This window comes from Marivirga arenosa (genome assembly GCF_030503895.2).
In the GTDB taxonomy this organism is placed as follows: Bacteria; Bacteroidota; Bacteroidia; order Cytophagales; family Cyclobacteriaceae; genus Marivirga; species Marivirga arenosa.
Window position 1 is genome coordinate 2,679,783 of record NZ_CP129970.2, and the last position, 23,654, is coordinate 2,703,436.

Genomic DNA, 23,654 nt, shown 5'->3' on the forward strand with positions numbered 1-23,654 from the left:
TAAAGATAAAGCAATCAAATTATTATAATTGCTCAATCTTAATTCCCGCAGAAACTATTCCTTCTAATTCTTTTTCACGCATATATTGCTCTAGTTGAATAGTATATTTTCCTTTTTTGGGGAAATAAACGGAATCCTGAATTAATAATTGATGGGAATATATTTCACTTTGTCTATCACCAAAAGGTTTTCCTGTTTTGGCTTCAAATAGCTTTATATTTTGAAGATTTTCATTTAGAATTTCACTTGAATCTTTTAGATAATACTGGACATATATATTCCTGTAGGGATAATCCATTGTGTTTCTTAAATTGAGTTTAACTCTGTAGGGGAGTTCTATACTGTCAATTTCAAATTGAAATAGAACGGAATCCTGCATATTCCAACTTCTGTCGGTGAAATCAATATTTTCCTCAAAATATCTATCTTCAGTACAAGCCGAAGTGAATAATATTATGGCTGAAATAATATAAATAAACCTCATCAATCTTTCTTATTTTTATTTTGTGGGTTTCTGTTTTTATTAAACTTTTTCTTGTTTTTATGTTTTTTAGGTTTCGCTTGAGACTTGTCTTTATTGGTTTGGTTTATAGTCTTTTCTACAGCTTTCACCTTATTTGGTCTGAATTTTCCGCTTTTCTTCTTTTTCTTTTTGGGCTTTGTAAATTTCCGGTCTAGTTTTATTAAATCGCTATTAATCTGCACTGAGTCTTCAATTTCAAGCACGTCTTCCATCAAAGTGTCTGGTTTTTCGCCTTGTTTATTCAGTGCAATAATTTCGCTTACCCTTTCTACTTTTACAGGATGCCAAATATTGTCTTCAGAATAACTAAACCACATAATTTTCCTGAATATGTCAGTCTTCTGAAGAGTCAAAGTGCCTTTTTTAGTTTGAATTGGCTTTTCTACCTCAGGGATGTTACTTAATGCATCCATATAGGTATCTAGCTCATAATTAAGACAACATTTAAGCCTTCCGCATTGACCAGATAACTTACTTGGGTTTAAAGACAGGTTTTGATATCTGGCTGCGCTAGTAGAAACACTTTTAAAGTCTGTAAGCCAAGTGCTACAACATAATTCTCTTCCACAACTTCCAATACCCCCTAATCTGCCAGCTTCCTGACGTAAGGAGATTTGTCTCATCTCTACTCTGATTTTGAATTCGCTAGCAAGTTTTTTGATTAATTCACGGAAATCAACTCTTTCTTCAGCTGAGTAAAAGAAGGTTGCTTTCGAATTATCAGCTTGATATTCAACATCAGAGAGCTTCATTTTTAATTTAAGCTCTTGAATAACTTCCCTTGCCTTGTACATGGTAGGCATTTCCCTGTTCTGGACTTCATACCATTTTTCAAGGTCTTTATCAGTAGCAACACGGTAAACGGCTTTTATTTCATCATCATTCTTAACTTTTTTCTTCTGCATTTGTAAGCGTACTAACTCGCCTTGCATAGAAATATAACCAATATGGTGTCCATTTGGGACATCCACCACCACTGGATCGCCTGTTACTAAGTCAAGATTATGTATATTCCTAAAGAATTCTTTTCTACCACCCTTAAATTTAACTTCAACTACATCGAAGTTATCATAATTAGGGAAATCCATATTGGACAACCAATCGAAAGAATTCATTTTATTACATCCTCCCGTGCTACAACCTCCATTGTTCTGGCAACCACTAGTGGCTCCTTCTTTATTTTTAGTACCACATGATGAGCATCCCATACTATATTTTATTTTTAACTGCTTAATGCAGTGTTATACATTGATTATTCTGAATACCTTTTCCTCAAAAGACAAGTAGAGGGATATTCATTAATCTCTATTCTAGAGCCAATAAATCTTGGCCAATATCTTTTCTGTAATAAATGTCATCCCAGCAAACTTTATTAGCACCATCATAGGCCTTCTTTAGGGCTGATTTTAAATCTTCACCCATGCCTGTAATGGCTAATACTCTTCCACCCGCTGTTACTACTTCTCCATCTTTAGAAGAGGTGCCTGCATGGAAAACTTTAGCATTTTCAACTTCATTAAGTCCCTTTATGACTTTGCCTTTTTGATAACTTTCAGGATATCCTCCTGCTACTAATACAACAGTTGCTGCTGTATTATCACTTATTTTAAATTCTTCCTTATGTAGTGATTTAGATCTTAAACTTTCAAATGACTTCAAAAGATCACTTTCTAATCTGGCTAATACTACCTGGGTTTCAGGATCTCCCATTCTTACATTATATTCAATAACATAAGGTTCGCCTGCCACATTCATTAAGCCAATAAAAATAAAACCTTGATAATTAATTTTATCTTTCTTTAAGCCTTTTATTGTAGGGTTTATGATTTTAGATTCTACTTTTTGCATGAAATCAGCATCAGCAAATTTCACTGGCGAAATAGCTCCCATTCCTCCAGTATTTAGGCCAGTATCACCTTCTCCTATTCTTTTGTAATCTTTAGCAGCTGGTAAAACTTTATAATTTTCGCCATCAGTTAAAACGAATACGGATAATTCTATACCATTCAGGAATTCCTCAATAACTACTTTACTGCTAGCTTCACCGAATTTTTTGTCCTGAAGCATTTCTGTTAAAGTTTTTTCAGCAGTTTTTAAGTTCTCACAGATTACCACTCCTTTTCCACCTGCAAGTCCATCTGCTTTCAGTACGTATGGTGGATTTAAAGATTTTAAGTAATTGAGTCCTTCTGATAAGGTAGCTTGTTCGAAACTTGCATAAGCTGCTGTTGGGATATTATGTCTTTGCATAAAGCTTTTTGCAAATTCTTTACTCCCCTCCAAATTAGCACCTTCTTTCCCTGGTCCTATTACTTGGATATTCCTTAATTCTTCTTTTTCAGAAAAGTAATCCGTAATTCCTGCTACTAATGGAGCCTCAGGTCCTACAACTACCATAGATATATTTTCTTTCAAGCAGAAATCAGCAATATTATCAAAGTCGGTGGGGTTAATATCAATATTTTTAGCAATTTGAGCAGTTCCCGCATTACCTGGTGCTACAAATAAATTCCCGCAGTTCTCGCTTTCCTTAATTTTTTCAGTAAAAACATATTCTCTGCCTCCAGAGCCTAGTACTAATATATTCATCTATTTTGTTCTAATTTAGTCATCCTATTAAGGATGAGATTTTAATAGTAAAACTAATGAAAAAAATGTCCCAGATTTAACTAGGACAGCAATTAGTTTGCGTAAGTTGATAAAAACTTAATTCTCATCAGCCTTAAATCTTCTTCACTGAATTCATCTTCAAACTCATCCATTGCATCATCTATGCTGTCTGATTCTGATGACAAGAAATAATCCATAATTTCTTCTTGCTTTTCATCATCAATGATTTGATTTAAGTAATAATCCAGATTTAAGGTTGTACCTGAATAGCAGATTAGTTCAATTTCATCTATCAACTCCTCAAAGGATATGTCTTTCATTTCAGCAATTTCTTCAAGGTCGATTTTTTTATCAACCTGCTGAATGATGAAGATTTTCATTTTTGACTTGTTAACAGATGATTTCACCATTACATCTGCTGCTGTTATAATGTCATTTTCATCCACATACTCTTTTATAAGCTCCATAAAAGGTTTTCCGAATTTTCTGACTTTTCCTAAACCTACACCATTCACTGCTGCAAGTTCATCCTGAGTGGTAGGGTAGGTTGTAGCCATTTCTTCCAAAGATGGATCTTGGAAAATTACATATGGAGGAAGATTTTTAGACTTTGCAACCTTCTTCCGTAAAGCTTTTAATTGAGAAAATAATGTTTCATCAAATGAATTGGCTGAAACGGTTTCTTTTTCTATTTGGTCTTCGTCTCCATCATCCGTATAAACATGATTAACTGTGAATTGAATATCAGTAGGGGCTTCTAAAAATTTCTTTCCTGCATCATTTAATTTAAGGACTCCAATATTTTCAATGTCTTTTTCAAGGTATCCATAAAGCATGGTTTGTCTGATTACAGATTTCCAAAATTCTTGATCTTTATCAGAGCCTACTCCATGAACTTCAAGCTCATTGTGTCCGTAGCTGGTAACATATTGATCATTTGAGCCCCTTATTACATTTACTAAATGATTAATTCCGAAACGTTCTTTCGTGAGTTTTACAGTTTTTAAAACTGTTATCATTTCTTCTTTAGCTTCAAATTTCTCTTTAGGATGTAAGCAATTATCACATTTACCACAGTAATCACCAAATTCTTCACCGAAATAATGAAGTAACTGTTTTCTTCTACAAACTGATGATTCAGCATAAGAAGACATTTCCTCTAATAAGAGTTTTGCATTTTCTTTTTCTGTTACTGGCTTGTCTTTATTAAACTTTTCAAGCTTTAAGATATCGTTATAGCTGTAAAACATTAAGCAATCACCTACTAAGCCATCTCTACCAGCTCTACCCGTTTCTTGATAATAGCCTTCTACTGATTTTGGAGTGTCATAATGAATTACAAAACGAACGTCAGGTTTATCTATACCCATTCCAAATGCAATTGTAGCAACAATGATGTCAACATCTTCATTTAGAAAGTCGTCCTGGTTTTTCATTCTAGCACCACTTTCTAATCCAGCATGATATGGAGCTGCATTAAAGCCATTAACATTCAGGAATTCTGCAATTTCTTCAACCTTTTTTCTACTAAGGCAATAGATTACACCACATTTTCCTTTCCGTTCATTCAAAAATCTTATAAGCTGCTTTTTCGCCTGATTTTTAGGGCGAACTTCATAATAGAGATTTTCTCTGTTGAAGGAAGATTTGAATACATTAGCCTCCTCCATATTAAGATTCTTCTGTATATCAAGTTGCACTTTTGGAGTAGCGGTTGCAGTTAATGCAATTATTGGAATATTAGAAATCTGCTGAAGGATCGATTTAATCTTTCTGTATTCTGGACGGAAATCATGACCCCATTCTGAAATACAGTGAGCCTCATCAATAGCAGCAAATGATATGTTTGCTTGCTTAAGGAATTCAACGTTTTCTTCTTTCGTTAAAGATTCGGGTGCTACATAAAGAAGTTTTAAGTCTCCACTCATTACTTCTTTTTTCACCCTTTTAGTTTCTGTTTTTGTTAGGGTTGAATTTAAAAATGCCGCATTCACACCTAAGGCTACCAAAGTGTCAACTTGGTTTTTCATTAGGGCAATCAGGGGTGAAACCACTAATGCTGTTCCTTCTTGGGCAATGGCAGGTAATTGATAACAAAGGGATTTACCTGCTCCTGTAGGCATAATAACAAAAGTATTATGGCCTTTTATTATATTTTGCATAATCAATTCCTGATTTCCTCTGAATTGATTATATCCAAATACCTCTTTTAATTTTTGTTTTAAAGTAGCTTCTTGCTCTTCTATCATCTCTTTAGCACAAATTGCTTATTTTAACTTTACTTTTTCTTCTATTTGCTAATGTTATCTCAAAGTTAATGTCTAATTATGAGATACTTTGAATTTAGTAAAAATTATTAAAAAGTATAAGCGAAAACTGTCATATTATATTTCATTTAGTGTAAGGTAATGCGCGAAATAATCATTTTCGAAGGGTAATTATTGGTTTACTCTGTTTAAAGTGAATTTAAAAAATATGTATCGCAAGTTGACTTTTAATTTTTATATATAATTTTGCAGTTTTGAGCTCTTGAAATTTCATAATACAACTTATTTTTCAGTCTAAGCGTTAAGCTTACTGATGCTATAAAATCAAATATTTTTTTTCTCTTATTTTGATTTTCAGCTCATCTCAGAACCATAAACTCTATGAACAATAATAATTATGTAATTATAATGGCTGGCGGAACAGGTACGCGTTTATGGCCAGTTAGTACATCTACTAAACCAAAACAATTTCATGATATACTAGGGGTTGGAAAAACGCTACTTCAAATGACTTATGAGAGGTTTTTATCTAAGTTTCCTAGAGAAAATATCTTTATAGTTACTAATAAGGATTATGAAGGAATCGTAAAAGACCAAATCAAAGGGATTGGTAGTGATCAATTATTACTGGAACCGTATAAAAGAAATACAGCTCCTTGTATTGCATACGCTAGCTACAAAATAGCGAGTAAAAATCCAGATGCGAATATGGTAATTGCTCCTGCAGATCATTTAATATTAAAAGAGGATATTTTTCTACAATCAGTTGCAGTAGCCTTAGATAGTGCTTCTAAAAATGATCAGCTTATTACATTGGGCATGCATCCAAACAGACCTGAAACAGGTTATGGATATATTCAATATATTCCAGATTCAGCTACAATAAAGAAAGTAAAAACTTTTACTGAAAAGCCAGAAATTGGCTTAGCTAAGAAGTTTATAGAAAGTGGAGATTTTGTATGGAATGCAGGTATTTTCATCTGGTCAGCTAAAAGCATTTTAAAGGCATTTGAGGAGTATTTACCTGATTTAGCTGAAATTTTTAATGAGGGGAATACTCAATACTACAGTTCAAATGAAAGGCTATTTGTAAATAAGGCCTATTCTCATAGCCCTAATATTTCCATAGATTTTGGTGTTATGGAAAAAGCTGATAATGTAAAGGTTTTATTGACAGATATCGGTTGGTCAGACTTAGGAAATTGGGAAAGCCTTCATGAGATTAGAGAAAAGGATAGATATGATAATGCCTTAGATGAAAATGTAATGAGTTTTAATTCTACAGGTAATATAGTGACAACTGATAGAAGTGATCTAGTGGTTATCCAAGATTTACATGATTTTTTAGTGGCAGAAGAAAATGGAATAATCCTAATCTGTAAAAAAGACGCAGAAAAAGAAATTAAAGAAATTGTAAATTCTGTTAAACTTAAAAAAGGAGACAGTTTTATATAATCTCCTTTTTTGGATTATCTTATCAAGATCAAGTGACTTTCTAGTATAGACTCTAGTTCATGTTTTACATTAGCTTTGATTTCGACATAATATCCTGGCTTTAGTTCATATTTATTGTTGTCCTTATCTTGATATAAAACCTTGCCTTCAATGCAGATTAAAAGTGCATCTGTTTTAGAGCTATGTTCTTTTAGCTTTTCATTTTTCAATAACTGAATTGATGTGGTATTACCTCCTAAACTGCTTTTAAAAATCGGTTTAGCAGAGACACCTTTATTTTTCTCATGTAATTCTTTTATGTGCTTCATACTAATTTCAGTTTATTATTTGTTCTAGGAAATCTCCTACAAAATAAGCTACAACTGCCGCTAATCCACCTAATAATAAAGTTTCTAATATTCCTTTCCATATAGAGTTATTAGTCACTTTTGATTTTAAGTAACCTATAATAGTAAATCCCATGGCAGTCATTAAACTGGACCATAAAAACTTGTTATCAACATTTACATTAAAGTAGTCTATTACAAAAACAAAAAGAGGAATTAATCCTATAATTAAAAAAGAAACAAAAGTAAATAGTCCGATTTGAAAAGGTGATTTATCATTTTTAACTATGCCTAATTCATCTTTCATCATTACATCCACCCATCTGTCTTTATCTTCTGTAATTACATCTACAATTTGGCTTAATAATGGTTCTTTAAATCCTTTATCAATATAGATGTCTCTAATTTCTTGCTTTTCAGTTTCAGGTAAGTTTTCTATTTCCCAATACTCAATCGCTTTCTGTTTTTCGAAATGCTGTATTTCAGATTTAGCAGACATATATGCACCAATAGACATGGAAAATCCATCAGCGAACAAATTAGCAAATCCTAATATGATAATTATGCTATTATCTAGTCCTGCTCCTACAGCACCAGCAACAACTGCAAAAGTAGTGACACTTCCATCTATTCCTCCATATACAAATTCCGATAAGTAATTCTGCTGTCTTCCGAAAAAACCTTTTCCGCTATGGATGTCTTCCTCCATCGATTTCATTTCTTTATTTAAAGCCTAATTGTATTTTAATATACGGATTTAGGCTAAACTTAAAGAGGTGTTTGGACAAATATTTTGAAAATACGACAAATGTCGTTTTATTATTTTTTTATTACGACAATTGTCGTATAATTGAAGTGTAAATAAATTTTTATGAAAGAGGCGGATCAAAAACCATCTGATGGGGAACTTGAAATTCTACAAGAATTATGGGCTAAACCGGGCCAAACAGTTCAGGAAATTCATTCAAGAATCGAGCTGAGAAAGAAAGTAGGATATACAACCACTTTGAAACAGATTCAAAGAATGTTTGAAAAGAAAATGGTAAGTAGAACAAAGGAGACAAAGTCATTTATATACTTCGCTATTTTGGATGAGACTACTACAAAAAACAGCATTTTTAATAGATTGACTAAAACGTTATTCAAAGGTTCATCTAAAGAAATGATGCTCCACCTATTGGGGAATCAAACGAACAGTAAAGAAGAACTTTCTGAGCTGAAAAAATGGATTGAGCAACAAGAAAATAAAGATAAGTAATGGATATTCTAAGTTTTCAGATTATAAAAACTTTTGGTAACTGGGTAATAATTAGTGCTTTTATAGGCCTAATTTTATATCCATTGATTAAGTTTTTTGATTTAATTTTTACTAAGCAAACTTCAACAGATCGATACTATAAGAATGTATTCATTTTAATCATTTTTTTATCACTAAATATTGGGGCTACTCTTTTTTTAAATGATAATACTAGTCAATCTTTAAAATTAGTTCAGAATAATCAAGAAGAGAATAGCTTTACAATTATTTCATTTATTCAATCCAATAATACAAATTCAAATAATAACCTTAATCTAAGTGAATCTGTACATTTATGGTCCTATGATTATATTTCTAAAATTATTGGCTTATTTTGGATAATTGGAGTAGTTCTGTACTTGCTTAAAGTAAGCGGGGCTTATTTTTATTCTCAAAAACTTTTAAACTCTTCCCATTATTGTATTCCAAATTATTGGTATCGTTTTATTAAAGAAAAAGCTGAACAATTAAATATTAATAAATCAATAAAATTAATAGAAAGTAAAAACTTTAATTCAGCTTTTACATATGGCTTTATCAAACCAATAATTGTTTTTCCAATAGGCTTTTTCTCAACATTACCCCAAGATCAACTAGAGGCTGTAATACTTCATGAGCTATATCACATTAAGCATAATGATTATATTGTCAATATGCTGGTTATGTTGGTTGAAGTGGTTTTATTTTATCATCCTTTAATGTGGTATTTAGCCAAAAATATTAGATATGAAAGAGAAAACCGATGCGATGACCACGTCATTAAATTGATAAACAAAAAAGTATATGCAAATGCATTGGTAAATATGGAAGCTTACAGACAATCTATATCATTGGCTATTCCATTTTCAAATAAAAATTCAAACCTTAAAATTAGAATCATGCGAATTTTTGATCAAAAGCCAGAAAGAAATATAGGGTTAAAGCCTATAATAAGCTTAATGCTATCATTCATTTTATTAACCAGTTTTACATTGTTTAAAATTGATAATTATAAAGTGAAAGAATCAATAAAAAATGTATCTACTGATATATTCAAGCCTGATGAGAATGATGAAACCGAAAATAATCTAATTCATGATAAAGACTCAGAAGAACAGAAGGATATCTCAAATTTAGATTATAAATCATCAGAAAATAAAGATGCTGCTACAGAAATATATTTATCTTCTGATATAATTAATAGTGATAAAGAGAATTTATTAGATAAAAAGGAGAGCTTAAAAATTACTCGAATTGCTCCGAGAAAAATATCTCAAACAGGCAGCTTTAAATCATTAAATCTTGATTATTTAAAACCTTTTAATCAAGACAATCTTAAATTATTAGAACAGCTTATTGAAAAGTATAAAAATGACAAAGATTCAAATATCAAAATTAAGCTTGATGGTAAGTTAATAGATTTTTATTACAATTTTGAAAAGTATCTTATTGGTAAATACATTAAAGAGATCAGAATTGTAATGAAGAATAAATCATCAAGTGAAGGAACCATAGAAATTCTGACTATTGATGAAGAGAAATCAAATAAAGAAAATAATTCTGCAAAGAATAAAGTACTCATTAAGGTGGCCTACCTAACTCCTTCAGGAAATTATACAGATGAAGTAAGCATGGAATCGAAAGAGGGTAATGTATTAGGAGTTTTGGGTGTTAATGGATATAATATTCTTTATGTAATTGATGGAGAGGCACAGGAACTAGGATTTAAGCCTGATTTGATAGTTCCAAATGACATAAAAAACATAGTGGTTTTAAAAGGAGAAAAGGCTATTGATAAATATGGTCAAAGAGCTAAAAACGGAGCCATAGAAATAAATCTCAAATAAAAAAATTAAACGGGTAGACTATCAACTTTAAAGAAGCCTGAAATATCAGGCTTTTTTTGTTTATGAAATATTCTCCAATTAAAATTTACTTCATTGATAAATTTTAATTTATCTCAATGCTCAATTTTGATTAACTTGCCACAAATCTAAAAATGGTATGAGAGAAGATTTCTTGACTGGTGATGATGATAATATGAACTCTGAGGAAAAGGAGTTTGAAAAAGCTTTAAGACCCCTGTCATTTGGTGATTTTACAGGTCAACAAAAGACTGTAGATAACATTCAGGTTTTTGTTATGGCAGCAAAGAAACGGGCTGAACCTTTGGATCATGTTCTTCTACATGGCCCTCCAGGTTTAGGGAAAACCACTTTATCTCATATTATTGCCAACGAATTAGATTCAAATATTAAAATAACATCTGGCCCTGTGTTGGATAAGCCAGGTGATTTAGCAGGATTGCTCACTAATCTTGAGGAAGGAGATGTTTTATTTATTGATGAGATCCACAGATTAAATGCTGTAGTGGAGGAATATTTATATTCTGCCATGGAAGATTTCAGAATTGACATCATGCTAGATAGTGGTCCCAATGCAAGGTCTGTTCAGATCAGCTTAAGTCCTTTTACTTTAATAGGAGCAACTACTCGCTCTGGATTACTAACTTCACCATTGAGAGCCCGCTTTGGTATTAATGCCAGGTTGGAATATTATGATGCTGAATTATTAAAGAAAATCATAAAACGTTCAGCCGCCATTTTGAACACCCCTTTGGAGGAAGATGCAGCCTTTGAAATTGCAAGAAGAAGTAGAGGAACTCCTAGAATTGCGAATACATTATTGCGTAGAACTCGTGATTTTGCAGAAATTAAAGGAGATGGGACGATTACGAAATCAATAGCAGAAATTGCATTAGATGCCTTGGATGTAGATCAGCACGGTCTTGATGAAATGGATAATAGAATTTTGACCACTATTATTGATAAATTTAAAGGTGGGCCGGTTGGACTTGGAACCATTGCTACTGCAGTGGGTGAGGAAGCGGATACAATTGAAGAAGTATATGAGCCTTTTCTTATTCAAGAGGGTTATCTTAAAAGAACTGCTAGAGGTCGACAAGCTACTGAGTTAGCCTATAAACATATCGGAAGTGTTCCTCCTGGAAGAATTGGTAGTTTATTTGATTAATGTTATCCCTTAAAGAAAGAAATACTAAGCTCATCAAATCCATTGCTTCAGATTTAGGCTTTGACTTTTGCGGTACATCAAAAGCTGGTTTTCTAGAAGAAGAAGCTCCAAAATTAGAAAACTGGTTAAAGAAAGGATACCATGGAAAAATGAAATACATGGAAAACCATTTCGATAAAAGACTAGATCCTACTAAGCTGGTGGAAGGAGCTAAATCGGTGGTTTCTTTAATGTATAATTATTATCCTGAGGAAGATATTTCAAAAAGTGATTCCTATAAAATTGCAAAATATGCATATGGGAAAGATTACCATTTTGTAGTAAAGGATAAGCTAAAAGATTTCATGAGCCGAATTCACCAAGAGATAGGAGAGGTTGATGGAAGAGTTTTTGTAGATTCTGCACCAGTCATGGAACGACAATGGGCTGCTAAAAGTGGATTGGGTTGGTTAGGTAAAAATAGTTTACTCTTGAATAAACAAAGAGGGAGTTTTTATTTTTTAGCAGAATTAATCATTGATCTAGAACTTGAAGAAGACGGACCAATAAAAGATTACTGTGGTACATGTACAAAATGTATTGACGCTTGCCCCACTGATGCAATTGTTGCGGACGGTGTAATTGATGCTTCAAAATGTATCTCCTATCTTACCATAGAATTAAAAGATGAGATTCCATCACAGTTTTCAAATCAAATGGAGGATTGGATTTTCGGCTGTGATATTTGTCAGGATGTTTGCCCTTGGAATAGATTTTCTAAACCACATCAAGAACCCCTATTTAAACCTCATTCCAAACTTAAAGAATTGAATAAAAGAGATTGGCAAGAGCTTACGCAAGAAGTCTTTAGTGAAATCTTTCGAAAATCAGCGGTTAAAAGAACGAAGTATTCTGGTTTGATGCGAAATATAAATTATATCAATAATGCTTAAGGCTGAAAAATTGTTGGGATAATCTCATCAATTGCTTCTGCATTTCTAGCAAACTGAATGTAATCAGGTAAATCTTTTAAAGGCATGCAGAGTAAGCCTATATTTTCTTGTTTACCATAATTGTGAAATTCTGCAACAGAATGTAAATGAAGTTTTATGAAGCCCAAAGGTTCAAAAAATTTCTTTGTTAGTTTCACTAATTGCTGCTCCTTTAGTCTATTATTTTTACTTAGGTTGTAAGGTGAAATAATGGTTGCAGGAATAGTGGTTTCAGGCAAAAAGGGTTTTAAAACTTTAAATGAATCTTCAAAGTTTTCATGACCTGTGAATTTAATTAAGGCATTTTGTTCAATGGGGATATTTTGATGGTAGAATAAAATAGGTCTTTTGAATTTAGCAAGGCTTTTGATAAAGTTGTTAATATCAAATTTAAAGTCTTTGTCACTCAGTTTAGACAATGGTAAAATGAGTTGGTTTTTAAATTCATATTTTGAAAGACAACCATCACATATGCCATTTTTACAGGAATAAAATGATCTTGCAGCTTTCCAATCATCTACTTTAGTACTCTTTTCTTGACTTTTAACTACAGTGCCTTCCATCTTTTCCAATTGTTTTATACAAAAATCGGTTAAACAGAGCGACCTTGCACTGAGATTAGTAAGGAGCAAACATGATTAATGTCATACTTTTTTTTACAAATTTTTGAGCTTGAAATTTTAGTGAGTGTCTGATTTTTTTATTTAAAAATTAGTTGTGTTACTTTCAATATATTGAAAACCAACTTTTTAAAAATTCTATTATGGAATGGGTTTATTTGTAAATTAAATATTTCTGTCTTTTTTTTCTGTAAGCTTCAAGCTCAGCTTGCCAACTCATTCTAATCTCATCTTCTGAAAACCCAGCTTCAATTTGTTTTTGCAAGGATTCTGTACCAGCTAATTTGATAAAGAAATTGTTGAAAAATTCATCTTTATTCGGAAAGGCTTTGTAAAAGTCAATCAGATATTTCAATGTGAAACCATTCTCAAATTCCTTTGAAGTAAAATCTAAACCAAAACATTTTTCATTTTCAAAAGGAGGGTATTTGCTACTTCCTGGCATACTCACAGGAGTGAAATGATGAGTGTAATTCGTTAGAGTCGGATGCCCTATTTGCTGAAAAGGTTTTTTAGTTCCTCTTCCTACACTTACAACTGTGCCTTCGAAAAGGCATAAAGATGGATATAAAGCAATACTTAAATCGTTAGGAAGATTTGGAGAGGGTTTTATAGGTAAAGAATAAGTTGATTGATGCGAGTAATTTTGATTCTTAATAACCATAAAATTACAACTCACTTCATTTTTCAACCATTTTTCTCCCTCAATCATATTTGCTAGTTCACCAACTGTTAGTCCATGAAGTATCGGAATGGGATGCATACCCACAAAAGATTGGTTTTCCATTTCTAGAATCGGTCCATCGATATACATTCCGTTAGGATTCGGGCGATCTAAAATCAATAATTCTACATTATTTTCAGCACATGCTTCCATAACATAATGCATAGTACTGATGTAGGTGTAAAAACGAGTGCCAACATCTTGAATATCAAATATTATTATATCTAAATCTTCAATCTGCTCTTTACTTGGTTTTTTGTTTTTTCCATATAATGAAATGATAGGCAAGCCAGTTTTCTCATCATAGCCAGATTTCACAGTAGCGCCTGCATCTGCTTTTCCTCTAAAACCATGCTCTGGAGCAAAAACTTTTTTAATATTAATATCATAGTATCTTAAAGAATCCACTAGATGAGTATCATTAATCACAGAGGTTTGATTCACTACCATTCCCACTTTTTTACCTTCCAATATTTTCAAATATTCATTCATCTGATAAGCACCTGGAACGGGTGGTTTCTCTTGAGCCATGCAAGCATTTATTAAAAGCAGAAAAATTAGTCCCAAAAGCGGAATGAGTTTCCTTATGATATTGTAATTTGCAGTTTGAATCATAAATCAAAAATATAGTTTATTCTTGAATCTACCTGATTTTATAGCGAAACGTACGATTAATTCTAAAACTGGGCAATTTTCAGCTAGTATTTACAAGATTGCAATTAGCAGTATTGCCATAGGATTAGGCATAATGCTATTGGCATTATTAATTTTAGGAGGTTTTCAGAAAACCATAAAAGATAAGGTTTACAGTTTTGCAGGTCATATGCAAGTGACCAAATATACTTTAAGCAACTCGTTTGATGAATCTCCAATTTCTACTGAAACTGACTTTTTTCAAAATCATAAGAATTTTCCCTTTATTGATCATCTTCAAGGTATCGCTTATAAGGCTGGATTATTAAAGACTGAGGAGGCGGTAGAAGGCGTTGTCATTAAAGGGATTGGAGTAGATTATGACTCGACCAACTTCAAATCTAATTTAATTGAAGGAAGATTCCCTAAGTTAGAAACTGATAGCTATACAACCGAGATCATTATCAGTAAAGAGATTTCTAAACTATTAAAGTTAGAAATGGGACAAAAAGTGTTTATGTATTTTGTCCAAAATCCGCCACGCTATAGACAATTAGAGATAGTGGGAATATATGAAACAGGACTAGAAGATTTTGATGAGCGAATCATCATTGGAGATATTAAAATGATTCAGCGTCTTAATGATTGGTCCGATGATCAAGTCGGCAGTTATGAAGTTTTTTTAAACGATGATGCTGATGAAGAGGAAGCTGAATCTGTTGTTTTTGATGCAGTAGAAGCAGATCACTTTGTGAATCTTACCAGTAAAAAATATCCGCAATATTTTGAATGGCTTGAATTATTAAGACAAAACGTCCAGTTATTTTTAGCCTTAATACTTTTTGTTGCTTGCTTCAACATGGTGGCTGTTATCTTCATTTTAACAATGGAAAGAACTCCAATGATTGGAATGTTGAAATCGATGGGAGCTCAAAATAGATTAATTAGGAAAGTCTTTTTGATGAGTGGACTACGACTAACTTTTAAAGGATTATTATGGGGTAATTTAGTGGCTATTGGGGCGGCAGTTTTGCAATATTATTTTCATCTAATCCCACTCGATCAAGAGAACTACTATATGGATTTTGTTCCTATTCTTTGGGATTTTAGAATGATATTAGGATTGAATTTACTAGTGCTTATTGTTGTTCTAATATCATTGTTTATACCCGTCTGGTTTATAGCTCGAATGAAGCCTATAAAAGCCATTCGGTTTGATTAAAAGAAACTAAAGTTTCAGTTTAATATCCATCGAAAATTTGATAAGATTTCATTTTTTAGCTTTCCGTTTTTGCTGGTGTTTCACTAATTTCAAATTCTCAAAAATATTTTCTTCTCAGCTATAATTCTATGTATTTAATTTACGATACCGAGACCACAGGACTTCCTAAAAATTATAATGCTCCATTGAGTGATGCAGATAATTGGCCAAGATGTGTGCAAATTGCCTGGCAATTACATGGCGCAAAGGGTGAGTTATTAGATGCTCAAAATCATATCATTATTCCAGAGGGTTTCGATATTCCATACAATGCTGAGAAGGTTCATGGAATCTCAACCGAAAGAGCACATAAAGAGGGTAAGCCACTAACTGAAGTACTGGAAGCCTTTAAAGCCATATTAGAAAAGACAGATGTGGTAGTAGGTCATAATATAGGCTTTGATATTTCAATTATGGGAGCAGAGATGCTTCGCAAAGAACTATCGGAAACTGTATTAACGGATAAGCCAATAATCGATACCAAAGATGCAGGTACAAATTTCTGTAAAATACCTGGTGGAAGAGGAGGACAGTACAAATGGCCTACATTAACAGAGCTTCATCAAAAGCTATTCGGTAAAGATTTTGCAGATGCGCATGATGCTGCATATGATGTTGATGCTACTGCAAAATGTTTCTTTGGCTTAATTTCTGAAAAAGCGGTTCAACCATTAGGCGATACCCCTATTGAAGCTATTAATTATGAGCCACCTAAATTAGATGCTGCAAATTTTGCTTCTAGTTCAAAAAATGAAGAAAAGGCAGCAGCTGATGCTTTAAAGCAAGCTAAAAATGCAGATATCTCACAATTAAGCGAAACGCCTTTTGTACACCTGCATTGTCATACTCAGTTTTCTATTTTGCAGTCTACTACAGAAATCCCTTCAATGGTAAATAAAGCAAAAGATTTAGGGATGCCTGCAATAGCCATGACAGATCATGGTAACATGATGGGAGCTTATAATTTTGTACGAGATGCTAATAAAGCTGGAATTAAACCCATTGTGGGCTGTGAATTTTTCTTAACGCAGGATAGAAAAAATAAAAAAAATAAGGATGATGGCCTCCAAACCGTTTTGTTAGCTAAGAATAAGGCAGGATATCATAATCTGGCTAAATTATCTTCTATCGCATTTGTAGAAGGTTTTTATTATGTACCTAGAATTGACAGAGAAGCTTTAGTTCAATACAAAGGAGATATTATTGCTACTACAGGTGGATTGTGGGGTGAGGTTCCTTTTTTAATTCTGAATGCAGGTGAAGCACAAGCTGAGGAGGCTTTTGTTTGGTGGAAGGAACAATTTGGTGAAGATTTTTACATTGAATTAAACCAACATGGTATCCCTGAAGAGCAAAAAGTAAATGAAGTTTTACTGAAGTTTGCTAAGAAATATGATGTTAAATATTTTGCTGCTAATAATACGTATTACACCAATAAGGAAGATGCGGAAGCGCAGGATATTTTACTTTGTGTAAAGGATGGAGAAACTACAGGTGCTCAGGGGAAACCTAAAAAATATGTAGGCAAAAGAGGAAGAGAATATCGTTTTGGTTTACCCAATGATGAATTCTACATCAAGTCACCTGATGAAATGAAAAAGCTTTTTGCTGATTATCCTGAAGCAATTGCTTGTACTGCTGAGATAGCTGAGAAAATTGAAGGATTCGAGTTAGCAAGAGATGTACTTCTTCCTAAATATGATATTCCAGAAGAATTTGTTGATCCTAAAGATGCTGAGGATGGTGGAAATAGAGGGGAAAATGCCTATTTAAAACATATTACGTTTGAAGGTGCCAGAAAGAGATATGAAACCATTACTCCTGAAATTGAAGAAAGGCTCAACTTTGAGCTAGAAACAATAGAAAGAACGGGATATCCTGGTTATTTCTTGATTGTACAGGATTTCACTACAGCCGCTCGCGAAATGGGAGTATCAGTTGGGCCGGGTAGGGGGTCAGCTGCTGGTTCAGCAGTAGCCTATTGTATCGGTATCACGAATATCGATCCAGTTAAATACGATTTACTATTTGAGCGTTTCTTAAATCCAGACAGGGTTTCATTACCCGATATTGATATTGACTTTGATGATCATGGTAGACAAAAAGTTATCGATTATGTAATTGATAAATATGGAGCCAATCAAGTAGCCCAAATCACCACTTATGGTACAATGGCAGCTAAATCTGCAATTCGTGATACTGCCAGAGTTATGGAATTACCATTGATGGATGCTGATAGAATTGCGAAGTTGGTGCCAGATATAAAATTAAAAGCACTTTTTGATTTAGCGCCTGATAAAAAGAAACTTTCAGCAAAGCTTAAGAATAATGGTGAGGCCATCAGCAAAGCAGAAGAATTATTAAATCTTGCTAAAGCTAATGATGCTTCTGCTAAGGTGATTAATCAAGCTAGAGTATTAGAAGGTTCGGTTCGTAATACAGGAATACATGCCTGCGGTGTAATTATTACACCAGATGATATTACAAAATTTGTTCCTGTAGCTTTAGCCAAGGATTCTGACATGTATTGCACCCAGTTTGATAATGCTGTGGTGGAAAATGCTGGCTTACTAAAAATGGATTTCTTGGGTTTAAAAACCCTAACTCTAATAAAGGATGCAGTCAGGATTGTAGAAGAAAGACATGGGGTTAAACTAGATCCTGATGCCTTTCCAATAGATGATCAGCAAACCTATGAGCTATTCCAGCGAGGAGAAACGGTTGGTATTTTCCAATATGAATCTCCTGGTATGCAAAAATATTTACGAGAATTAAAACCAACAGAGTTTTCGGATTTGATTGCGATGAATGCCCTTTATCGTCCTGGTCCATTAGAATACATTCCTAATTTCGTTAATCGTAAAAATGGCCGTGAGGAAATCAGCTATGACCTTCCTGAAATGGAAGAATATCTGAAGGAGACCTATGGTATTACGGTTTATCAGGAGCAGGTGATGCTATTATCACAGAAGCTTGCAGGCTTTACCAAAGGTGAAGCGGATGTTTTACGTAAAGCAATGGGTAAAAAGATATTTGCTTTACTAGAAGAATTAAAACCTAAATTCATTAATCAGGGTGCAGAAAAAGGTCATCCAAAAGATGTTTTAGAAAAAATCTGGAAAGACTGGGAAGCATTTGCAGCATATGCATTTAATAAATCTCATTCAACTTGCTATGCTTGGGTAGCTTACCAAACGGCTTATTTAAAAGCTCACTATCCAGCAGAATACATGGCATCAGTACTGAGTAATAATATGAACCAGATCACTGATGTTACTTTCTTTATGGAAGAATGTAAGCGAGCCGGTATTGAAGTTTTAGGTCCTGATATAAATGAATCAAATGCAGGGTTTACAGTAAATGAAAATGGTCAGATTCGTTTTGGTTTAGCTGCAATTAAGGGAGCAGGTGCTGCAGCTGTTGAAAGTATAATCCAAGAGCGAAAAGAAAATGGTCAGTACAAGGATGTTTTTGATTTTGCAGAAAGAATTCCTCTAAAAAGTGTGAATAAAAAGACTTTTGAAGCCTTAGCTATGGCAGGTGGCTTTGATTGCTTTAAAGATTATCACAGAAAACAATTCCTAGTATCTGATAATGGTGAAGGAACACTCATTGAAAAGATAATTAAATATGCTCAAAAGCTTCAACAAGAGAAAGACAGCGCTCAGACATCACTTTTTGGTGGAGATGCAGGTGTTGCCATTCCGCCACCGAAAGTGGCTGAGATGGAACCTTATTCTGAGCTAGAAAAACTAAATATTGAGAAAGAAGTAGTAGGGCTCTTCATTTCCGGTCATCCGTTGGATGAGTTTAAATTTGAAATGGAAAGTTTCTGCAATACTCCAGTTTCAGAGTTAAATGATTTAGAAAGTCTGGCTGCCAAAAATGAAGTGAAAGTAGGGGGTATCGTAACTGCCGTTGCTCATAGGCAAACCAAAACTGGTAAACCTTTTGGTACCCTACAACTGGAAGATTACGGTGGATCGTTTACCTTTTTCCTTTTTGGAGATGATTATTTAGGCAATAAGCAATTCTTAGAAAATGGTTGGTTTATCTTTATTTCAGGAAGAGTAGCTCGTAAAAAGTGGGGAGATCAAGGCTTAGAATTCAAGATTAGTAATATCGAACTCCTGTCGGAATTAAGAGATAAACGTACTAAAAGTTTATCGATCAGTTTAGATCTGAATGCTATTACTGAAGATTTAATTGTAGAATTAGATAATCTATGCCAAACCTTTAAGGGCGAATGTGAAGTAAAATTAGAATTTCTTGATAAAACAAATGGCTACAGAGTTGAAACCAAATCTAGAAAATATAAGGTGAACCCTAGTAATGAGTTATTAGAAGGTTTAGGTAGAATACCAGATTTGAATTATAGAATTTTGACTTAATTAGAACAAAGTGATTTTTTTACTTCGCCTATAAGTGCTTTAAAGTTAGTTCGAAACTGAAAAGATATCGTATTTAGACTTGTTGCCGCATTATTATATTCCTGGAAATCGGTTCGTATTCCTAATGAGGTGTGATCATAAATCATGTACTCAAGATTTAGTCCAACTGCTAAACCTCTAGTAAATCCCTGATATTCCTCCAGCCTTTCAGGGTTTATTGAAGACGGATATTCTGAATTCCCTCTGTAAACTACACTGTAATACTGTATCATTTCATCTGAATATCTTATCATAGATCCTACATGAGGAATGATTACAATTGGACCTATTTTAATTCTTGCATTGATATCCATTTGTGCTACTAAGTTGTAAGAATGCCCTGTTACAAATAAACCTTCAGGTTTAAAAAGATTGTCATTTTTCGCATGCATGTAGCTGAATTGACCTGCTAGGTAGAAAAACTTCCAAACAGGCCTATCAACGCCAAAAAAATAATGACTACCATCAATAATTAAATCATGACTTAGTATACCTCTCCCTCCATAATACGATAAAGATGGCTTTTCTTCTTCTAATTGTGAAAAACTGTTGAAAAAGTAAAAGGATAAAATTAAAAGTAGGGTTGCTTTTTTATTCATTGGTTTTGGTCTTAAGAATTGATAATAAATAAAATTATAAATAATTATGACATAAAAAAAGCCCGTTCATTTTAATGATCGGACTTTTTAGGGAGAATTCAATGCCAGGTATCTTCCTGTCACGCAGCATTATATTTGTTTGATATTGATTTCTTTCTTGCTTTTAGCACTATCTTTTCCAATTGGAACAAATATTTCTAGTTTTCTGTCATGATGAACGGCCTCTACTTCATCTGTATTTGCAAAAATTGGTAAATCAACCTTTCTGTAAAACAAAGGAATCATAACACCTAAATTCTCAGCTGGATGATTCATGTTTGCAAATATATGAAGCGAATTACGCTCTGAAATCACCTTAAGCTGATCTGCTGAAATACCTGGCGCTTCAACAGTAATTAAAAACCCATCATTTTGATTTTCTATATTGAAATTCACTTTTGCAATTCCACCAGCAAGGGTATTTAATTGATCACCTTGAAATAGTAAGCTTCTTAATATGTCTTTGTTTTCTAATAAATTCATAATCACTGAATTTTTAAATAATTGATGTACTTACATCAAAGCTTGTTCCAAATAAGAATACTTGCTGATATAGGTCAAAATGACATTTAATTACAATACAAACTGACAAAAGGACTGCAGGATATGATTCACATATCTTGGAATAGTTATTTTTTATAAGTTAAACAGGATTTTTGTCTAAAGTAAGACATATTAGAACGCTTGAATTTGTACTTTTGCACTCTAATTAAGCCAATGGACTCAAAAATAGTTGTTATTATACCCGCCTTTAACGAGGAAAATTCAGTAGGAAAAGTTGTGAATGATATTCCAAAAGATTCTGTTGAGGAGATTATTGTGGTTAATAATAATTCTACTGATAAGACTAGAGCTGCAGCGGAATTAGCCGGGGCTATAGTTTTAGATGAGCCTATTAAAGGGTATGGTAATGCTTGTTTAAAAGGATTAGATTATGTCAGCAACAAGGATAGTAATCCAGAGATTATTGTTTTTCTGGATGCGGACTATTCGGATTACCCTGAACAATTAAATGAACTTGTGGCACCTATCATTGAAAATAATATGGATATGGTTATTGGCTCAAGGGCTTTAGGCAATAGGGAATCAGGGAGTATGACCATTCCACAAGTATTTGGTAATTGGTTAGCAACACGTTTGATTAGACTTTTTTACGGTTATCAATTTACCGACTTAGGTCCCTTCAGAGCAATTAAATGGGAAAAGCTTCAAGATTTAGCTATGAGTGATAAAACATTTGGTTGGACTGTTGAAATGCAGGTGAAAGCAGCAAAGAAAGGATTGAAATGTACAGAAGTTCCTATGAAATACAGGAACCGAATTGGTAAATCTAAAGTTTCGGGTACAGTTTACGGTACTTTTATGGCTGGATATAAAATATTATACACGATTTTTAAATATATATAAGCATGACTTGGGAATGGCTTATCATCATATTGTATGCAATTAGCTTGCTCTTTATATTTTTCTTCAGCTTAGGACAATTGCATCTTACCTATCATTATTTGAAGCAAAAAAGGAGTCGTAAGTATAAAAAAAGTGCAACTCCTGAAATGCAATCTGAATATCCAAAAGTTTGTGTTCAGTTGCCCATTTATAATGAAAAGTATGTAGTAAGCAGATTGGTAGATTCTGTATGTCAATTAGATTATCCAAATGATAAACTTTCAATTCAAATTTTGGATGATTCTACTGATGAAACAACTTCTATTCTTATGGAAAAAGTTCAGGAGTGGAAGGCGTATGGAAAGAATATAGAATTAATTCTTAGACCTGATCGAGTTGATTTTAAAGCGGGAGCTTTACAGTATGGAATGCAGCAAACGGATGCTGATTTTATTGCCATATTTGACGCTGACTTTTTACCAAAGCCTTATTTTTTAAAAGCTACCATCCCACATTTTCAAGATGAAAAAATCGGTGTGGTTCAAACTCGTTGGGGTCATGTAAACAAAGATTATTCTATCTTGACCAGATTACAGGCGTTTGGACTTGATGCCCATTTTACCATCGAACAAGTAGGAAGAAATAATGCAGGTTCCTTTATTAATTTTAATGGAACAGGCGGGGTCTGGAGAAAAAAAACCATTGAAGATGCGGGAGGATGGTCAGCCGATACATTAACCGAAGATTTGGATTTAAGCTACCGCTCTCAATTAAAAGGATGGAAGTTTTTATATAAAGAGGATGTAGAATCTCCGGCAGAGCTCCCCATTATAATGCCAGCCATAAAATCACAACAGTTTAGATGGAATAAAGGTGGGGCGGAAACGGCCAGAAAAAATATTGCTAAAGTTTTTAAATCGAATCTTTCGATCTCCAATAAGCTTCATGCTTTTTTTCACTTATTCAATAGCTCAATTTTTATAGCTATTTTGATCACTGCCATTTTAAGTGTCCCTATGTTGTGGATTAAGAGTATTCACCCTGAATTAAAAATACTATTTCAAATTGGGAGCGTATTTTTATTAGGGTTCTTTTCAATTGCAATATTTTACTGGGTGGCGAATAAGCATTTAATGAAAACTAAAAAACATGCGGCTTATTTCTTTAAAACTTTCCCCTTGTTCATTACGGTATCAATGGGCTTGTCTCTACACAATGCATTAGCTGTTGCTGAGGGTTTGTTAGGTTTTAAATCTGCATTTATTAGAACACCAAAATTTAATATTTCTGATAAAAACAAAAGTTGGAAAGATAATAAATACATCAAATTACAATTTAGCTGGTTAAGTGTTTTAGAAGCTTTCCTTGCAATTTATTTTGCCTTTGCTATTTACCTTGGATTTAATTTAAAGGATTACGGTTTAGTGATTTTTCACCTAATGTTGATGTTAGGCTTCCTAACCGTTTTTTACCATTCAGTAAGGCCTCAATTCAAATAGTT

The 23,654-nt window shown here is 33.2% G+C and carries 19 protein-coding genes; 9 read left to right on the forward strand and 10 right to left on the reverse strand.

The genetic code is table 11. The annotated features are described in order from the left end of the window. Positions 1 to 22 precede the first annotated feature (22 nt). The 4 genes from QYS48_RS11735 to recQ form a co-directional block, all read right to left on the reverse strand. Positions 23 to 484, reverse strand: coding sequence for a gliding motility lipoprotein GldH (locus QYS48_RS11735; RefSeq protein WP_302104287.1), 462 nt, complete (start codon positions 482 to 484; stop codon positions 23 to 25). Continuing rightward, a complete protein-coding gene (locus tag QYS48_RS11740; RefSeq protein ID WP_308356061.1) occupies positions 484 to 1,731 on the reverse strand; it encodes a regulatory iron-sulfur-containing complex subunit RicT in 1,248 nt (415 codons plus the stop codon). Before QYS48_RS11740 ends, QYS48_RS11735 begins: the two co-directional genes overlap by 1 nt. A 97-nt stretch (positions 1,732 to 1,828) precedes the next feature. Continuing rightward, a complete protein-coding gene (gene purD, locus QYS48_RS11745) occupies positions 1,829 to 3,112 on the reverse strand; it encodes a phosphoribosylamine--glycine ligase (RefSeq protein ID WP_308356063.1) in 1,284 nt (427 codons plus the stop codon). Between the two features lie 92 nt (positions 3,113 to 3,204). Then, a complete protein-coding gene (gene recQ / locus QYS48_RS11750; protein WP_308356064.1) occupies positions 3,205 to 5,382 on the reverse strand; it encodes a DNA helicase RecQ in 2,178 nt (725 codons plus the stop codon). 399 nt (positions 5,383 to 5,781) lie between these two features. Between recQ and QYS48_RS11755 the strand changes: the two genes are divergently transcribed. Beyond that, the gene (locus QYS48_RS11755) at positions 5,782 to 6,855 is read left to right on the forward strand and encodes a mannose-1-phosphate guanylyltransferase (protein ID WP_308356065.1); all 1,074 of its coding nucleotides are present in this window, start codon (positions 5,782 to 5,784) and stop codon (positions 6,853 to 6,855) included. Positions 6,856 to 6,869: 14 nt separating this feature from the next. On the opposite strand, the gene QYS48_RS11760 is transcribed toward QYS48_RS11755, so the two are convergent. Both QYS48_RS11760 and QYS48_RS11765 read right to left on the reverse strand, forming a co-directional pair. Next, complete coding sequence (locus tag QYS48_RS11760) at positions 6,870 to 7,163, reverse strand: cupin domain-containing protein (protein ID WP_308356066.1); 294 nt, start codon at positions 7,161 to 7,163, stop codon at positions 6,870 to 6,872. 7 nt (positions 7,164 to 7,170) lie between these two features. Continuing rightward, complete coding sequence (locus tag QYS48_RS11765) at positions 7,171 to 7,899, reverse strand: VIT1/CCC1 transporter family protein (RefSeq protein ID WP_308356067.1); 729 nt, start codon at positions 7,897 to 7,899, stop codon at positions 7,171 to 7,173. Positions 7,900 to 8,052: 153 nt separating this feature from the next. Between QYS48_RS11765 and QYS48_RS11770 the strand changes: the two genes are divergently transcribed. The 4 genes from QYS48_RS11770 (at position 8,053) to queG (ending at position 12,422) form a co-directional block, all read left to right on the forward strand. After that, entirely contained in the window at positions 8,053 to 8,439 is a 387-nt protein-coding gene (locus QYS48_RS11770) for a BlaI/MecI/CopY family transcriptional regulator (protein ID WP_302101618.1), read from the forward strand. An 83-nt stretch (positions 8,440 to 8,522) separates the two neighbouring features. Further along, positions 8,523 to 10,304 carry a M56 family metallopeptidase gene (locus QYS48_RS11775; RefSeq protein ID WP_308356068.1) on the forward strand — a complete coding sequence of 594 codons (1,782 nt, stop codon included), beginning with the start codon at positions 8,523 to 8,525 and terminating at the stop codon, positions 10,302 to 10,304. A 157-nt stretch (positions 10,305 to 10,461) separates the two neighbouring features. After that, positions 10,462 to 11,490 (forward strand): Holliday junction branch migration DNA helicase RuvB, encoded by a 1,029-nt coding sequence (ruvB, locus tag QYS48_RS11780; RefSeq protein WP_308356069.1) that lies wholly within the window; start codon positions 10,462 to 10,464, stop codon positions 11,488 to 11,490. Then, positions 11,490 to 12,422, forward strand: a complete 933-nt coding sequence (queG, locus tag QYS48_RS11785) for a tRNA epoxyqueuosine(34) reductase QueG (RefSeq protein ID WP_308356070.1) — start codon at positions 11,490 to 11,492, stop codon at positions 12,420 to 12,422. Before ruvB ends, queG begins: the two co-directional genes overlap by 1 nt. Here the strand turns inward: queG and QYS48_RS11790 are convergent. Beyond that, a complete protein-coding gene (locus tag QYS48_RS11790; RefSeq protein WP_308356071.1) occupies positions 12,419 to 13,024 on the reverse strand; it encodes a hypothetical protein in 606 nt (201 codons plus the stop codon). The two genes, queG and QYS48_RS11790, sit on opposite strands and share 4 nt — an antisense overlap. Positions 13,025 to 13,235: 211 nt before the next feature. After that, positions 13,236 to 14,336: a DUF1343 domain-containing protein gene (locus QYS48_RS11795; protein WP_302101614.1), complete on the reverse strand. Its 1,101-nt coding sequence runs from the start codon at positions 14,334 to 14,336 to the stop codon at positions 13,236 to 13,238. A 106-nt stretch (positions 14,337 to 14,442) separates the two neighbouring features. Here QYS48_RS11795 and QYS48_RS11800 point away from each other — a divergent pair, with 106 nt between their 5' ends. Both QYS48_RS11800 and dnaE read left to right on the forward strand, forming a co-directional pair. Continuing rightward, positions 14,443 to 15,660, forward strand: coding sequence for an FtsX-like permease family protein (locus QYS48_RS11800; protein WP_308356072.1), 1,218 nt, complete (start codon positions 14,443 to 14,445; stop codon positions 15,658 to 15,660). Positions 15,661 to 15,788: 128 nt separating this feature from the next. Next, positions 15,789 to 20,090: a DNA polymerase III subunit alpha gene (gene dnaE, locus QYS48_RS11805; protein WP_308356073.1), complete on the forward strand. Its 4,302-nt coding sequence runs from the start codon at positions 15,789 to 15,791 to the stop codon at positions 20,088 to 20,090. Here the strand turns inward: dnaE and QYS48_RS11810 are convergent. Both QYS48_RS11810 and QYS48_RS11815 read right to left on the reverse strand, forming a co-directional pair. Beyond that, entirely contained in the window at positions 20,087 to 20,728 is a 642-nt protein-coding gene (locus QYS48_RS11810; protein WP_308356075.1) for a hypothetical protein, read from the reverse strand. The two genes, dnaE and QYS48_RS11810, sit on opposite strands and share 4 nt — an antisense overlap. A gap of 129 nt (positions 20,729 to 20,857) precedes the next feature. Then, entirely contained in the window at positions 20,858 to 21,250 is a 393-nt protein-coding gene (locus QYS48_RS11815) for an Hsp20/alpha crystallin family protein (RefSeq protein ID WP_302101610.1), read from the reverse strand. 234 nt (positions 21,251 to 21,484) lie between these two features. Between QYS48_RS11815 and QYS48_RS11820 the strand changes: the two genes are divergently transcribed. Both QYS48_RS11820 and QYS48_RS11825 read left to right on the forward strand, forming a co-directional pair. Then, complete coding sequence (locus QYS48_RS11820; RefSeq protein ID WP_308356076.1) at positions 21,485 to 22,174, forward strand: glycosyltransferase family 2 protein; 690 nt, start codon at positions 21,485 to 21,487, stop codon at positions 22,172 to 22,174. A gap of 2 nt (positions 22,175 to 22,176) precedes the next feature. After that, positions 22,177 to 23,652 (forward strand): glycosyltransferase family 2 protein, encoded by a 1,476-nt coding sequence (locus tag QYS48_RS11825; RefSeq protein ID WP_308356077.1) that lies wholly within the window; start codon positions 22,177 to 22,179, stop codon positions 23,650 to 23,652. Positions 23,653 to 23,654 lie beyond the last annotated feature (2 nt).